The organism is Streptococcus dentiloxodontae (assembly GCF_053206925.1).
Genome location: NZ_JBRUHR010000006.1, coordinates 1 through 16,439 on the forward strand (window position 1 = coordinate 1; position 16,439 = coordinate 16,439).

At 40.3% G+C, this 16,439-nt stretch carries 14 protein-coding genes and 1 pseudogene; all 15 read left to right on the forward strand.

Annotated elements, in window-relative coordinates; all coding sequences use genetic code 11:
• A partial coding sequence (locus ACVRZ8_RS04630) for a putative Ig domain-containing protein (RefSeq protein WP_447448148.1) occupies positions 1 to 1,030 on the forward strand: 1,030 nt, incomplete at its 5' end.
• Between the two features lie 165 nt (positions 1,031 to 1,195).
• A complete protein-coding gene (gene typA / locus ACVRZ8_RS04635) occupies positions 1,196 to 3,037 on the forward strand; it encodes a translational GTPase TypA (RefSeq protein ID WP_447448149.1) in 1,842 nt (613 codons plus the stop codon).
• Positions 3,038 to 3,065: 28 nt separating this feature from the next.
• Positions 3,066 to 3,368, forward strand: coding sequence for a DUF3165 family protein (locus tag ACVRZ8_RS04640; protein WP_447448150.1), 303 nt, complete (start codon positions 3,066 to 3,068; stop codon positions 3,366 to 3,368).
• Positions 3,369 to 3,472: 104 nt separating this feature from the next.
• Positions 3,473 to 4,825 (forward strand): UDP-N-acetylmuramoyl-L-alanine--D-glutamate ligase, encoded by a 1,353-nt coding sequence (murD, locus tag ACVRZ8_RS04645; protein WP_447448151.1) that lies wholly within the window; start codon positions 3,473 to 3,475, stop codon positions 4,823 to 4,825.
• Positions 4,826 to 4,828: 3 nt separating this feature from the next.
• Entirely contained in the window at positions 4,829 to 5,905 is a 1,077-nt protein-coding gene (locus tag ACVRZ8_RS04650; RefSeq protein WP_447448152.1) for a UDP-N-acetylglucosamine--N-acetylmuramyl-(pentapeptide) pyrophosphoryl-undecaprenol N-acetylglucosamine transferase, read from the forward strand.
• Between the two features lie 8 nt (positions 5,906 to 5,913).
• Complete coding sequence (locus ACVRZ8_RS04655; RefSeq protein WP_447448153.1) at positions 5,914 to 7,065, forward strand: cell division protein FtsQ/DivIB; 1,152 nt, start codon at positions 5,914 to 5,916, stop codon at positions 7,063 to 7,065.
• A gap of 133 nt (positions 7,066 to 7,198) precedes the next feature.
• Positions 7,199 to 8,393: pseudogene (ftsA, locus tag ACVRZ8_RS04660) on the forward strand (cell division protein FtsA); the annotation flags it as partial.
• A complete protein-coding gene (locus ACVRZ8_RS04665) occupies positions 8,366 to 8,578 on the forward strand; it encodes a cell division protein FtsA C-terminal domain-containing protein (protein ID WP_447448226.1) in 213 nt (70 codons plus the stop codon). The pseudogene ftsA and the gene ACVRZ8_RS04665, both read left to right, overlap by 28 nt.
• Positions 8,579 to 8,603: 25 nt before the next feature.
• Positions 8,604 to 9,929 (forward strand): cell division protein FtsZ, encoded by a 1,326-nt coding sequence (ftsZ, locus tag ACVRZ8_RS04670; protein ID WP_447448154.1) that lies wholly within the window; start codon positions 8,604 to 8,606, stop codon positions 9,927 to 9,929.
• A gap of 2 nt (positions 9,930 to 9,931) precedes the next feature.
• The gene (locus tag ACVRZ8_RS04675; protein ID WP_447448227.1) at positions 9,932 to 10,603 is read left to right on the forward strand and encodes a YggS family pyridoxal phosphate-dependent enzyme; all 672 of its coding nucleotides are present in this window, start codon (positions 9,932 to 9,934) and stop codon (positions 10,601 to 10,603) included.
• A 15-nt stretch (positions 10,604 to 10,618) separates the two neighbouring features.
• Entirely contained in the window at positions 10,619 to 11,185 is a 567-nt protein-coding gene (locus ACVRZ8_RS04680; protein WP_447448155.1) for a cell division protein SepF, read from the forward strand.
• A gap of 3 nt (positions 11,186 to 11,188) precedes the next feature.
• Positions 11,189 to 11,446 (forward strand): YggT family protein, encoded by a 258-nt coding sequence (locus tag ACVRZ8_RS04685; protein WP_447448156.1) that lies wholly within the window; start codon positions 11,189 to 11,191, stop codon positions 11,444 to 11,446.
• A gap of 1 nt (position 11,447) precedes the next feature.
• Positions 11,448 to 12,257 carry a YlmH family RNA-binding protein gene (locus tag ACVRZ8_RS04690; protein WP_447448157.1) on the forward strand — a complete coding sequence of 270 codons (810 nt, stop codon included), beginning with the start codon at positions 11,448 to 11,450 and terminating at the stop codon, positions 12,255 to 12,257.
• Between the two features lie 234 nt (positions 12,258 to 12,491).
• Entirely contained in the window at positions 12,492 to 13,316 is an 825-nt protein-coding gene (locus tag ACVRZ8_RS04695) for a DivIVA domain-containing protein (RefSeq protein WP_447448158.1), read from the forward strand.
• Between the two features lie 262 nt (positions 13,317 to 13,578).
• The gene (gene ileS / locus ACVRZ8_RS04700; protein WP_447448159.1) at positions 13,579 to 16,377 is read left to right on the forward strand and encodes an isoleucine--tRNA ligase; all 2,799 of its coding nucleotides are present in this window, start codon (positions 13,579 to 13,581) and stop codon (positions 16,375 to 16,377) included.
• Positions 16,378 to 16,439: the final 62 nt, after the last annotated feature.

Genomic DNA, 16,439 nt, shown 5'->3' on the forward strand with positions numbered 1-16,439 from the left:
GACGGTGACGGCGACGGACAGTGCGGGTCATAGCACGAGTCAGGCCATCACGATCACGGTTCAGCGGGATACGGACGGCGATGGGACGCCGGATGTCACGGACTCAGACGATGACAATGATGGGATTTTGGACAGCGACGACAAGCATCCGAAAGTGGCCGACAGTTCGGCCCCTGTCATCAGCGCGTCCGATGCGACGATTGTGGAGCATACGGCGGTCAGCCTACCGGTTTCAGCAAGCGATGAGGATGACGCGACGGTAGAGGTTAGCGTCAGCGGCTTGCCAACGGGCTTGAGTCATGATGCGTCGACCAACCAAATCACGGGCAGCGCCAGTGGCGAGAACTGGACGAGTGATACGGACGAAAGCCATGCCTACACGGTGACGGTGACGGCGACGGACAGTGCGGGTCATAGCACGAGTCAGGCCATCACGATCACGGTTCAGCGGGATACGGACGGCGATGGGACGCCGGATGTCACGGACTCAGACGATGACAATGATGGGATTCTTGATAAATATGATCATCTGCCTAAAACACCTAATGCGATGACCCAGATGGTTAATATTGAACTTTACTATTTGAAGGAAGGCGGTAATTTCTTTGTTAAGGAGATTCTCACAGGCATTTCCAACGGTATTATTCAAACGCGTGTATATGTGGCGCCAGACGGTTATCATTTTGATCCATCGTCAATCTTTGTCGATCCTGTCGAATATACCCTTTCAGAGGATAATAAGATTCTAACTGTTTTTGGTACTTTTGATGATTCTTTCAATCCAGAAGGTGAAGATACACAGAAACAATGGCTGCGCGCAGTTCTTATCAAAGATGAGGTTCAGTCTGTAACTGCTGTTAATTCAGATAAAGAAGTTGCAGCGCCTGATTCGGAAAAAGAGACTATTCAAACCAAATCGGAACTTCCAAATACTGGTGAATCAAGTAATAATCTGACTTTAGCTGGTCTTGCTTTAATACTAGCCTCTCTTGGTATTTATGTGCTTGACAAGAAGAAAGAAAATGATTAGATATTCTCTTTGAATTAAAATGCAGTTGAGAAACTTTCTCAGCTGTGTTTTTTTAATGAAAGAAAAATATCGTTATATAAAAAGCGTTTACATTTTTTTGACTCTGCTATTTTCAAAAAAATATGTTATAATTTTAAGGTTAATACATATAATATAGAGGAAAAAATGACAAATTTAAGAACAGATATCCGTAATGTGGCTATTATTGCTCACGTTGACCATGGTAAAACAACTCTTGTTGACGAATTATTAAAACAATCGCATACTCTTGATGCCCATAAGGAGCTTGAAGAGCGTGCAATGGACTCAAATGATTTAGAAAAAGAACGTGGAATTACTATCCTTGCTAAAAATACAGCAGTTGCATACAATGATGTACGTATTAATATCATGGACACTCCTGGGCATGCGGACTTCGGAGGAGAAGTTGAGCGTATCATGAAAATGGTTGATGGTGTTGTTCTTGTTGTAGATGCCTATGAAGGAACAATGCCTCAGACACGTTTTGTGCTGAAAAAAGCTCTGGAACAAAATTTAACCCCAATTGTCGTTGTTAATAAAATTGATAAACCATCTGCCCGTCCGGCAGAAGTAGTAGATGAAGTTCTTGAACTTTTTATCGAATTGGGTGCAGATGATGAACAATTAGATTTCCCAGTTGTTTATGCTTCTGCCATCAATGGAACCTCATCTCTCTCAGATGATCCGTCTGATCAGGAAGAAACGATGGCGCCAATTTTTGATACTATTATTGATCATATTCCAGCACCTGTTGATAATTCAGATGAGCCTCTTCAGTTCCAAGTTTCTCTTCTTGATTACAATGACTTTGTCGGTCGTATCGGTATTGGCCGCGTCTTCCGCGGTACTGTTAAAGTTGGTGACAATGTTACACTTTCAAAACTTGATGGAACAACAAAGAACTTTCGTGTTACTAAACTTTTTGGTTTCTTCGGTCTTGAACGCCGTGAAATTCAGGAAGCAAAAGCCGGTGATTTGATTGCTGTTTCCGGTATGGAAGACATCTTTGTCGGAGAAACAGTAACACCGACTGATGCTATTGAGCCCCTACCAGTGCTTCGTATTGATGAACCAACCCTTCAAATGACCTTCTTGGCGAATAACTCACCATTTGCAGGTCGCGAAGGTAAGCATGTCACATCACGAAAAGTTGAAGAGCGGCTTTTAGCTGAACTTCAGACAGATGTTTCTCTTCGGGTTGAAGCTACAGATTCTCCAGATAAATGGACAGTATCAGGTCGTGGTGAGCTTCACTTGTCAATACTGATTGAAACGATGCGCCGCGAAGGTTATGAATTGCAAGTCTCTCGTCCGGAAGTTATTATTAAAGAAATTGACGGAGTCAAATGTGAGCCCTTTGAACGTGTTCAAATTGATACGCCAGAAGAATATCAAGGTTCCATCATCCAGTCCTTATCAGAACGTAAGGGTGATATGCTTGATATGCAGATGGTGGGCAACGGTCAAACACGTTTAATCTTCCTTGTTCCAGCCCGTGGACTTATCGGTTACTCAACAGAATTCTTGTCAATGACACGTGGTTACGGGATCATGAACCACACCTTTGACCAATATTTGCCTGTTATTGCTGGTGAAATCGGAGGACGCCACCGTGGTGCACTGGTTTCTATTGATACCGGTAAAGCAACGACCTATTCTATTATGCGTATTGAAGAGCGCGGTACTATCTTTGTCAATCCAGGCACAGAAGTTTATGAAGGCATGATTATCGGTGAGAATGCCCGTGAAAATGATCTCGGTGTTAATATCACGACTGCTAAACAAATGACCAATGTTCGTTCTGCCACTAAAGATCAAACTGCTGTTATCAAGACACCGCGTATTTTAACGCTTGAAGAATCATTGGAATTTTTGGATGATGATGAATATATGGAAGTAACTCCTGAATCTATTCGTCTACGTAAGCAAATTTTAAACAAAGCAGCTCGTGATAAAGCCAATAAAAAGAAGAAATCAGCTGAATAAGAAAACGTAAAAACTAGAAAAGAGAAAAATGTTTTATTTAATTGTCGCACTCTTGATTGCATCTTATTATTTCTTTATTGCTCCTAAAACGATTAAAAATACCATGAATCTCCTTTTAGTCGTATCGGTTCTGGCGCTTCTTTTGCTACTAGCGGTTCTGTCTATTATTAAATTCTTTAGCCTTCCTGGTGAGTTCTTTGTTACTGTGGGGATGATAGTATTGAGCTACTTCACTCTCAAAGATTTGTTTGGTCTTTCGACTCATGGACAATCGGCTGCGCAGCAATCTTATTCACGTCAAGCCAAAAGACGTTATCGTCATAGAAAATGATCGCTTAAGTGATCATTTTTTCTTTTAGCTAAAGGTCTTTCTTGAAATGGGACTTAATTAAGGGTAAAATAGTGGTGATATATTTTTGATAGAACGGATATTTTATGAAATCACTAACGCAATTGGAAAACAAAAAAGTTTTGGTACTTGGCTTGGCAAAATCTGGCGAAGCCGCTTCTCGGTTACTGGCAAAATTAGGAGCCATTGTAACAGTCAATGATGGTAAACCTTTTGATGAAAATCCCTCTGCACAGGCTCTTTTAGAGGAAGGTATTAAAGTCATTTGTGGCAGTCACCCTATTGAGCTTTTAGATGAAGATTTTGAGCTTTTGGTTAAAAACCCAGGAATTCGCTATGACAATCCGATGGTAATGGGCGCACTTGAAAAAGGAATCCCAGTGTGGACAGAGGTTGAATTAGCTTACTTGGTTTCTGAAGCTCCAATTATTGGGATTACAGGTTCTAACGGCAAGACAACAACGACTACCATGATTGCAGAGGTTTTGAACGCTGCTGGTCAGTCTGCTCTTTTATCTGGAAATATCGGTTTCCCTGCTTCAGAAGTTGTTCAGGAAGCAACAGCAGCAGATACACTGGTTATGGAATTATCTTCTTTCCAGCTTATGGGAGTAGATCGTTTTCACCCGCATATTGCTGTTATTACCAATCTTATGCCAACTCATATTGATTATCATGGGACTTTTGAAGATTATGTGGCGGCTAAATGGAATTTGCAAAACCATATGACGGCAGAAGATTTTGTTGTTCTCAATTTTAATCAAGATTTAGCAAAAAAACTAGCTGCTCAAACACAGGCGACAGTTGTTCCTTTTTCAACGACTGAGAAGGTTGATGGTGCCTATTTAGAAAATGGTGTTCTGTATTTTAAAGGTGAGTCTGTTATGCAAGCACAAGAAATTGGTGTGCCAGGCAGTCACAATATAGAAAATGCTCTGGCAACGATAGCTGTCGCTAAGTTGTCAGGTGTCTCAAATGATACAATTAGGACAACCTTATCAGCTTTTGGAGGGGTCAAACACCGTCTTCAGTATGTGACAGAAATTGATGGTGTTGTATTTTACAATGACAGCAAATCAACTAATATTTTAGCGACACAAAAGGCTCTTTCTGGTTTTGATAATAGCAAAGTTATTTTAATCGCAGGCGGACTTGACCGTGGTAATGAGTTTGACGAATTAGTTCCAGATATAACTGGTCTTAAAGAAATGGTTATTCTTGGGGAATCCGCTGTGCGTGTTAAACGTGCGGCAGATAAAGCAGGGGTTCCTTATGTTGACGCCAAAGACGTGGCAGATGCAGCACAACTTGCTTTTGAACATGCAGATGCTGGAGATGTTGTCTTACTCAGCCCTGCTAATGCTAGCTGGGATATGTATAAGAACTTTGAAGTACGCGGGGACGAATTTATCGCGACAGTTGAAGCGTTGAAGGGGTAAGCTATGGCCAAGACAAAAAGGATTCTCTTTACAGGCGGCGGTACCGTAGGACATGTGACCTTAAATCTTATATTGATTCCTAAATTTCTCACAGATGGGTGGGAGGTACATTATATTGGCGATAAGCATGGGATTGAGCATGAACAGATTAAGGCTTCAGGACTTGATGTCACTTTTCACTCCATTGCAACAGGAAAGCTTCGTCGGTACTTTTCGTGGCAAAATCTATTGGATGTCTTTAAGGTTGGCTGGGGGCTTCTTCAGTCTTTGATTATTATTGCGAAACTGCGGCCGCAAGCTCTTTTTTCAAAAGGTGGCTTTGTATCGGTTCCGCCGGTTATTGCATCAAAATTGCTGCGCTTACCTGTATTTGTACATGAGTCAGACCTTTCTATGGGCTTGGCAAATAAAATTGCTTATAAATTTGCAACGACAATGTACAGTACGTTTGAACAAGCTGACAGTTTAACAAAGGTCAAACATGTTGGAGCTATTACAAAAGTCGAGCCAGAAAAAATTGAAGCAGGAGTCAACCAAAAAATAGAAGAAATTAAAGCTTATTTTGATACAAATAAAAAGACATTGCTGTTTATTGGAGGGTCGGCAGGAGCAAAAGTTTTTAATGAATTCATTTCTCAGACACCTGCTTTGATGGAAAATTATAATGTCATCAATATCTCAGGTGATCAGTCACTAAACACCTTATCAAAGAATCTTTACCGTGTGGATTATGTGACCGATCTCTATCAGCCTTTGATGTCTTTAGCAGATGCGGTTGTGACACGTGGAGGCTCTAATACCATTTTTGAACTGGTTGCTATGCAAAAGCTGCACATAATAGTCCCTCTCGGTAAAGAAGCCAGCCGTGGGGATCAGTTGGAAAATGCCGCTTATTTCGAGAAAAAGGGATATGCCCTTCAATTAAAAGAGCAGGATTTGACTTTGGATAACTTAAAAGAGGAGCTAGCTCTGCTATTTGCTCAAGAAGCTAGCTTCAAAAAGGCGATGAGTCAGTCTGAAGAAATCACTTCGCAAGAAGCTTTTTATGATTTGTTAATCCAAGATATTTCAAAAAAATAGAGGAAGAAATGGCAAAAAAAGAATCATCGCAAGAAAAAGAAACACCCTCTCTGACAGAATGGCAGAAGCGAAATCTTGAATTTCTCAAGAAAAAAGAGGCTGAGGAAGCAGAAAACGAAAAGACTCGACAAGAAGCTTTAGAGCAACGGCGTCCAAAGGAAGAAACAGAAGAAAAAAACGAGGAATCCAAATCATCTGATAAGGATGACGTTTCAGAGGATAAACCAACTAAAGAAGAAAAGATTCAGGCTCGCTTAGCCAAACGCTTAGAAAAACGTGAGAGAAAACGTCAAAAAGAAGCTGCTAGCCGTATTCCAATTAAGGAAAAGCGGTTAGCAGGGATTGTCCTATCTTTTTTTAGTATTTGTATACTTTTATCTATTTTTCTGCTTTCACCGTTGTCGAAAGACAAAAATATCACCGTTTCTGGATTAGTGAATGCCCAAGAAACAGATATTTTATCAGCCAGCGCTATTCAGGAGAGTGATTATATTACTACTGTCCTTTGGAACAGCAGTACGATTGAGAAAAAAATTGAGGCCGATAATACTTGGGTTAAAGATGCAAGGATTAGTTATGGCTTTCCCAATAATTTAAATATTGCCATTACCGAATATCAAATTGTTGCTTATAAGCAGACTGACAATGGTTACAATCCTATTTTGGAAAATGGCAAGGTTGATGGATTGGTATCAGCTGATAATCTTCCGGAAAACTTTATCACGGTTAATATTGACAACAAAGATTACCTCAAAACGTTTGTCAAGAAAATAGCTAAGATGAGTAAGGAACTGACCTCTGAAATCAAAGTAGTCAGCTTAACGGCTACAGATGCTACTCCTGATTTGCTGTCTTTAGAGATGCAAGATGGAAATACTGTCCGTGTTCCTCTGTCTGATTTGGAAACCAAGCTGCCTTATTATGACAAAATTAAGACTAAGCTAGATGGGACAGCAATTGTTGATATGGAAGTTGGTATTTATACCACTACATCAGATTTGGAATCTTCTGCTGCAAGTGCAGAATCATCATCTTCAGAAGCAGATGCTGCGGCAAGTGATAACAGTGATTCTTCAGAGGCAGGAAGTGTGACAGAATCAAGTCAGACTGTTGATACTGAAACAACAACTGAAAACTTGACAGAATCAGCTTCTGAATAAAATTAAGTTTATATAACAAAAAACGTAAATTACTAACATTATGCGCTTTTTTATGGTATAATAATTTCTGAATAATGTTGTTTTTATACAGCTTACTAAAGATACTGATTGAAAAGATTGAGAGGTCGAGTGAATGGCTAGAGATGGCTTTTTTACAGGATTAGATATTGGAACTAGCTCGATTAAAGTTCTTGTTGCAGAATTTATCAATGGCGAAATGAATGTTATCGGAGTCAGCAATGTTAAAAGCTCAGGTGTCAAAGATGGCATTATCGTAGACATTGATACTGCAGCAAAATCTATCAAGACAGCTATTGAGCAGGCAGAAGAAAAAGCAGGCATTGCTATTGAACAGGTTAATGTTGGCTTACCTGCGAATCTGCTCCAGATTGAGCCTACCCAAGGAATGATTCCAGTAACGAGTGATTCAAAAGAAATCAAGGATGAAGATGTCGAAAGTGTTGTTCGTTCTGCTTTGACGAAGAGTATTACACCTGAACGCGAAGTGATTTCTCTGGTGCCAGAAGAATTTGTTGTAGATGGTTTTCAGGGGATTCGTGACCCTCGCGGTATGATGGGTATTCGTCTTGAAATGCGCGGACTTATTTATACAGGTCCTAGCACCATTCTTCACAATCTTCGCAGAACAGTTGAACGAGCTGGTATCAAAGTTGAGAATGTTATTATTTCTCCTCTGGCAATTGCCCGTACTGTTTTGAACGAAGGTGAACGAGAGTTCGGAGCTACGGTAATTGATATGGGTGGCGGTCAAACTACTGTTGCCAGTATGCGGGCTCAAGAACTTCAATTTACCAATATCTACTCTGAAGGCGGCGAATATGTCACTAAGGATATTTCGAAGGTTCTTAAAACCTCGATGCAAATGGCAGAGGCTCTGAAATTTAATTTTGGTGATGCCAATGTTGCAGAAGCCAGCGAGACAGAGACAGTTCAGGTTGAGGTTGTTGGAGAAAGAGCTCCGGTTGAAGTGACAGAGCGCTATTTATCCGAAATTATATCTGCTCGCATTAAGCATTTGCTGGATCGTATTAAACAAGATCTTGATCGCGGCCGTCTTCTTGAGTTGCCAGGAGGCATCGTATTGGTTGGCGGAGGAGCTATTATGCCAGGTATCGTAGAAGTAGCTCAAGAAGTCTTTAATACCAATGTTAAACTTTACGTTCCCAATCAAGTTGGTATTCGCAATCCAATGTTTGCCAATGTTATTAGTTTGGTTGAGTATGTCGGAACTCTGACAGATGTTGATGTCATTGCTCAAAAAGCCGTTACAGGTGAAGAATTGCTTCGCAGAAAACCTGTAGATGTTGGAACATCAGCAGATACAGACCAATTTGTTCAGGCAGCTCATCCGCAGCAAGGTGTTGTGCACAATATTCCGCGTCCTTTAGATGCTACAGCTGCGTCAAATGGGCCGTCAGCTGAAAATGATGATGAACCAAAGCAAAAAATTGGCGATCGTGTTCGCGGGATATTCGGTAGTATGTTTGATTAAGAATGAATATAAGTGAGGAAATAAAATGAGTTTTTCATTTGACGCTGCGTCAGTTCAAGGTGCAGTTATTAAAGTTATCGGTGTCGGTGGTGGTGGCGGAAACGCCATCAACCGAATGATTGATGAGGGATTAGCTGGTGTTGAATTTATAGCTGCTAATACAGATATCCAGGCTTTGAGTGCTTCAAAAGCTGAAACAGTTATCCAATTAGGACCTAAATTGACTCGCGGTCTCGGTGCTGGAGGTCAGCCTGAAATCGGTCGAAAGGCTGCAGAAGAAAGTGAAGAAGCTTTGACAGAAGCCCTGACAGGTGCTGATATGGTCTTTATCACTGCTGGAATGGGCGGTGGTTCTGGTACAGGAGCTGCTCCAATTATTGCCCGCATTGCAAAAGATCTCGGTTCTCTTACTGTTGCAGTTGTAACACGTCCATTTGGCTTTGAAGGAAATAAACGCAGTAATTTTGCTGTTGAAGGGATTCAAGAACTTCGTGAACAAGTGGACACATTGCTGATCATTTCAAATAACAATTTGCTGGAAATTGTTGATAAAAAGACACCTCTTCTTGAAGCACTTAGCGAAGCAGATAATGTTCTTCGTCAGGGGGTTCAAGGGATTACAGACCTCATCACAAGCCCTGGACTTATCAACCTTGACTTTGCCGATGTTAAAACAGTTATGGCAAATAAAGGCAATGCTCTTATGGGTATTGGTATTGGTTCTGGAGAAGAGCGTATCACTGAAGCAGCTCGCAGAGCAATTTATTCACCACTTTTGGAAACAACAATTGATGGTGCAGAAGATGTTATTGTCAATGTTACCGGCGGTCTTGATATGACATTAACTGAGGCTGAAGAAGCTTCTGAAATTGTTAGTCAGGCAGCTGGTAAGGGTGTCAATATCTGGCTTGGTACAGCCATTGATGACACTCTTAAAGATGAGATTCGTGTAACAGTTGTGGCAACAGGTGTTCGTAAAGAAAAAACTGAAAAGGTTACTGGTATCCCAGCATCACGTCCATTTGCTCAATCGGTACCAAATTCTGAGACACGTTCAGCAATGTCAGGTCAGCCTCAAGGCCAGTCAACTGTACAGCCATCATTTGAGCGTCGCAACTCCTTTGATTACGGTGAAACACATAATATGCCTCAAGCAGGTCTTCGTCCAGCTCAGTCTGTGCCAATTCAAAATCAAGAGCAATCAGCTTTTGGTAATTGGGATTTACGTCGTGATAATATTGCCCGTCCAGAAACTGGAGAATTAGATAGCCAGCTGACAATGTCAACTTTTGCTAATAATACAGAAGATGATGATGAACTGGAAACACCGCCATTCTTTAAAAATCGATAATGATGAATTTAAAATCTAATAAGGAATCAGTTTATTCGGCCGTAGCTGAAGCTTGTCAGAAGGCTGGACGTTCTGTACAGGATGTATCCATTATTGCTGTAACTAAGTATGTTGATTCTAGGACAGCAGAAGAACTTGTTCAGACAGGAATTACTCACATTGGTGAAAACCGTGTAGATAAATTCTTGGATAAGTATCAGGCCTTGAGCGGCTATGATGTGACTTGGCATTTGATTGGAAGCCTGCAGCGCCGCAAAGTCAAGGACGTTATCAACTTTGTTGATTATTTTCACGCTTTGGATTCAGTTAAATTAGCTCAAGAAATTCAAAAACGTGCTGAACATCCTATTAATTGTTTCCTTCAAGTCAATATTTCTGGTGAAGAAACCAAACACGGTTTTTCGCCTCAAGAAATGGAACAGGTTCTTGAGCAAATTGAGCCTTTGGATAAAGTCCGAGTTGTTGGGCTGATGACAATGGCACCAATTGATGCGACGGATGAAGAACTCAACAGCATCTTTGCTGCAGCTGAAGAGCTTCGGAAGTCAATTCAGTCAAAACACTTAAAGAATATACCTTGTGATGAACTAAGTATGGGAATGAGTGGTGATTTTAAAATAGCCATTCAGAATCATTCAACCTTTGTCAGAATAGGTACAGCCTTCTTTAAATAACATGGAGAATTAACTATGGCATTCAAAGATAGATTTGAAAAAATTATCTCATACTTTGATACTGATGAGGTAACAGAAAATGAGGAGCCAACACAAAAACCAGCTTCTCAGCCTCGTCCAGCTGCAGCGCAGCAGCCCCAACAGCGTCCAATTGCTAGTCATCGACCTCAGGTAGTTCAAACGCGACGTCCTCAAAGTCAGACAGACGCACAAGAAACACCGCCAGTCCGCAGTCTGCCAGTTAACCGCAGTCAAATACAGCAGGCGGCTCAAGCTAATCCAACTAAGACTACAATTGCCATCAAATACCCTAAACGATATGAAGATGCACAAGAAATTGTAGACCTCTTAATTGAAAATGAATGTGTTCTGATTGATTTCCAATATATGTTAGAAGCTCAAGCACGTCGCTGTCTGGATTTCATTGACGGAGCTAGCAAAGTTCTAACTGGAAATTTACAAAAGGTTGGTTCATCAATGTACCTTTTAACACCTATCAATGTTGTTGTTGATATGGAAGAGATTGGGCTTGCAAACATTGGTCAAGAAGCTAACTTTGATTTTGATATGAAGAGACGATAAAATATGATCGCCTATTTATTAATTCTACTGAGCCGTTTGATTACAGTTTATTCTTGGATTCTGATAATTTATGCCCTTTTGTCTTGGTTCCCAGGAGCTTACGATACTTGGTTTGGCCGTCTGTTGCACCAGCTTTCAGAACCAATTTTGCGTCCATTGCGCCGCTTTAACTTGACTATTGCTGGTCTTGATTTTACTATTATGGTAGCTATTGTCCTGATGCAGGTTTTATACCGACTTGTGGTAATAATTCTTATATAAAATGGTGAAACTTGATAAAATTGAACAGCATTATCAGCCCAGTGAAAGGGTATTTGTTGAGAGGATTAGAGAATACTGTCAGCAGGTGGAAGATAGGTATGTTCCACATCTGACAGATTTTCTAAATCCTCGTGAAATTCAAATAATAAGAGATCTTGGCAATCATTATGGTTTGACAGTACATGCCAGTGTAGATTGGTTTTCGACTGAATATGGCAGAGTGATTATAGCACCTAACTATTATCAGTTGGACTCCAATGATTTTGAGTTACGTCTGCTGGAAATTGTTTATACTAGCAAATTTCATAGACTGACCCATTCACAAATTATGGGAAGTCTTCTTAACCAGTTAGGAATTGACCGCAGACTTTTTGGTGATATCTTATTGGATGATAATGGCAGAGCACAAATCTTTGTAACAGCGGCTATGATGAATTACTTCATAAGTGCTGTTGATAGAATTGGAAGAACTTCTGTTTGTCTCAAGGAAACTGCACTGAGTGATAAAATTGAAAATCACGAAGAGGCTATTAGAGATTTTGTTCTCTTATCCAGTCTGCGTTTAGATAATGTTATTGCAACTGTTTTGAGAATCTCTCGAACTGCAGCTGATAAGCTGATTGCCAGTGAGAAAGTCAAGCGGAATTATCAGCCCCTAACTAAGCCAACTCAGCAAGTCGAAGCAGGAGATATGATTTCTGTTAAGGGATTTGGCCGCTTTAAACTGCTTAGCCTTGAGGGGTACTCTAAGTCAGGTAAACATAAAGCTACTGTTGAAAAGAACTTAAATAAAAAGTCTATTCGAAATTAGACTTGCTTTAGATGATAAGAAGGTTATAATGGCGCTTACGGTATTTGATATAAAAGATAAGGTATTCTCAAAAGAAGATTCATGATTATAATCCAAATAAGGTTGATGAATTTTTAAATCTTATCTTTCAAGGATTAACTAGTAAAAACTGACTATGATAATCTTAGTAAAGTCTGCGAGCTAATTGAACTAGCTTAGCTATTTTATAAAAATGTAAACTAAAGGAGACAGGTAATGGCAATTACTGCACTTGATATTAAAGATAAAACATTCTCCACAAAATTGCGTGGTTACAGTCCAGAAGAAGTTGATGATTTTTTGGATATCATCTATGATGACTATGAGGAGTTGGTTCGTGACAATCGTACTCTTGCGACTCGTATCAAAGATCTGGACGAAAAATTAGCCTACTTCGATGAAATGAAAGAATCTCTTAGTAAGTCTGTTATTTTAGCACAGGAAACAGCTGAAAAGGTAAAGACCTCAGCTGCAGATGAATCTGCTAATCTTTTAGCCAAGGCTAAATATGATTCTACGCATTTGATTGAAGAGGCTAAAGCAAAAGCTTCAGAGATTTTACGCGATGCAACCGACGAAGCAAAACGTGTAGCTGTCGAAACTGAGGATTTAAAACGTCAAAGCCGTATTTTCCACCAGCGTTTGCTGGCTGCGGTTGAAGGACAGCTCGGTTTAGCCAATGCGCCTGAATGGAATGAATTATTACAGCCTACAGCTGTTTATCTTCAGAATTCAGATGCGGCTTTCAAAGAAGTTGTTGAAAAAGTGCTTGATGAGTATGTGCCAGAATCAAATGACGCTGCATCATTTGATGCAACACGCCAATTTACTCCTGAAGAAATGGCTGAGCTACAGCGCCGTGTTGCTGAGAGCAATAAACAGTTAGAAGCTGAAACATCTATCGGCGATACACAGCCAGTTGAAATCATTGCTCCAGAAGACTTCGTAATTCAGGAAAGAGAAGAAGTTGAAAACGATACAGATGAGCATGGAATCAATCTTAACGAAACGCAGACTTTCAAATTAAATATTAACGAATAAGAAAAATACAGCTTTGCAATGATATTAACAGCGAGCAGGAGATGGTGTGAGTCCTGCAGTCTCTGATTGTTTAGCTATCATTTTCAATCGTTCTAGCAGAAATAAGTAAGCTAGAAGGTCTGAGCTACCTTACAGCTCAAAGAGGGATAGAAGGTGCTTTATCTTCTATCTAAATCAAGGTGGTACCACGAGCTTTCGTCCTTTGAGATGGGAGCTTTTTCTATGTCTATGGGACTGCCTATTACTTTATTAAGGAGCAAACATGAAATTAAAAGAAACCCTGAACCTTGGCAAAACAGCTTTTCCGATGCGTGCTGGACTTCCGAACAAAGAGCCGCAATGGCAGGCTGCTTGGGAGGAAGCTGAACTTTATAAAAAACGTCAAGAATTAAATGAAGGTAAACCTTCTTTCCACCTTCATGATGGTCCTCCCTATGCCAATGGTAATATTCACGTTGGGCATGCTTTGAACAAAATTTCAAAAGATATTATTGTACGTGCAAAATCTATGTCAGGTTTTTCTGCCCCCTATGTTCCAGGTTGGGACACACATGGACTTCCTATTGAGCAGGTTTTAGCGAAAAAGGGTGTCAAACGTAAAGAGATGGATCTGGCTGAATACCTTGAAATGTGTCGTGACTATGCTCTTTCTCAGGTGGATAAACAGCGTGATGATTTCAAACGTCTAGGCGTTTCAGCGGATTGGGAAAATCCTTATATTACTTTAAAGCCGCAATATGAAGCAGACCAAATTCGTGTTTTTGGTGCTATGGCTGATAAGGGCTATATTTATCGCGGCGCTAAGCCAGTCTATTGGTCTTGGTCATCAGAGTCTGCTCTTGCGGAGGCAGAAATTGAATATCATGATATTGATTCTACCTCACTCTATTATGCTAACCGTGTGAAAGACGGCAAAGGGATTCTTGATACTGATTCTTACATTGTCGTTTGGACCACAACACCATTCACCATTACAGCTTCGCGAGGGTTGACTGTTGGACCGGATATGACCTATGTACTTGTTTTGCCTGATGGCTCAGCGCGTAAATACCTCGTAGCTGAGGTTCTGGTTGATAGCTTGGCTGAAAAATTCGGCTGGGCATCTTTTGAGATTCTAGCTCGATATAATGGTAAGGAACTCAATCATATTGTCGTTGAGCATCCATGGGATACAGAAGTTGATGAGCTGGTTATTCTTGGTGATCATGTTACGACAGATTCAGGTACAGGTATTGTTCATACGGCTCCAGGTTTTGGTGAAGATGACTACAATGTCGGGATTGCCAATGGACTTGAAGTAGCTGTGACGGTTGATAGCCGTGGAATCATGATGGAAAATGCGGGGCCTGAATTTGAAGGTCAGTTCTATGATAAGGTTCTGCCAACTGTAAAGGAAAAATTAGGTGATTTACTCCTTGCATCAGAAGTGATTACTCACTCCTATCCATTTGATTGGCGTACGAAGAAACCAATTATTTGGCGTGCAGTACCGCAATGGTTTGCATCAGTATCGCAATTCCGCCAAGATATTCTTGATGAAATTGAAAAGACGAATTTTCATCCATCATGGGGTAAGACACGTCTTTATAACATGATTCGTGATCGTGGTGACTGGGTTATTTCCCGCCAGCGTGCTTGGGGAGTTCCTCTTCCAATTTTTTATGCAGAAGATGGTACCGCAATTATGACCAAAGAAGTTACAGATCATGTGGCAGATCTCTTTGAAGAACATGGTTCAGTCATCTGGTGGAAGCGTGAGGCTAAAGATCTTCTGCCTCAGGGATTTACCCATCCAAGTTCTCCAAATGGCATTTTTGAGAAAGAAACGGATATCATGGATGTTTGGTTTGATTCAGGCTCATCATGGAATGGTGTTATGAATGCGCGTGATAATCTTTCCTATCCAGCAGATCTCTATCTTGAAGGCTCTGATCAGTACCGTGGTTGGTTCAACTCATCACTTATCACTTCTGTAGCTGTCAATGGACATGCACCTTATAAATCAGTTTTATCTCAAGGTTTTGTTCTTGATGGTAAGGGTGAAAAGATGTCTAAGTCAAAAGGAAATATCATTTCGCCGAACGATGTTGCTAAGCAGTACGGAGCTGAAATTTTGCGTCTCTGGGTGGCTTCTGTAGATACAGATAGTGATGTTCGTGTATCAATGGATATTCTTGGTCAGGTTTCTGAAACCTATCGAAAAATCAGAAATACGCTTCGTTTCTTGATTGCCAATACATCTGATTTTAATCCTAATACAGATGCCGTTACTTTTTCTGATCTTCGTCAAGTTGATCAATATCTAACAGTCAAATTTAATAAATTGGTTCAAACCATTTTAAATGCTTATGAAGCTTATGATTTTATGGCTATTTACAAAGCTGTTGTCAACTTTATCACGATTGATTTATCGGCTTTCTATCTTGATTTTGCTAAAGATATTGTTTACATTGAAGCAGCAGATAGCAAAGAACGCCGTCAAATGCAGACTGTTTTCTATGATATTTTGGTTAAAATTACCAAGCTTTTAACCCCTATTCTTCCTCATACAGCTGAAGAAATCTGGTCCTATCTTGACTTTGAAACCGAAGAATTTGTTCAATTATCTGAAATGCCTAAAGCTGAAACCTTTGTCAATGAAGCTGAGCTTCTGACAAATTGGGAAACTTTCATGACTTTCCGTACGCAGGCACAAAAAGCTCTCGAGGAAGCTCGTAATGAAAAGGTTATTGGTAAATCTCTAGAAGCTCATCTGACAGTCTATGCTTCAGATGATGTAAAAGCTCTGCTTGAGCAATTAGATAGTGATATTGCCCAGCTTCTTATCGTGTCCGAATTGACAATTGCTCAAGAAACTGCACCATCAGATGCAACGGTATTTGAAAATGTTGCTTTTGCTGTCACACATGCCAAAGGTGATGTCTGTGAGCGCTGCCGCCGTGTTGATATGACGACAAAAGATCGCACTTACAATGCTCACATCTGTGATCACTGTGCAGAAATCGTTGAAAATAATTTTTCAGAAGCAGTAGCAGAAGGATTTGAAATAAAAGTAAAATAGCATTTTCACGGCAATTAAATGTTATATTGAATTCATTTTTATAATTTATCAATTAAAAAAAC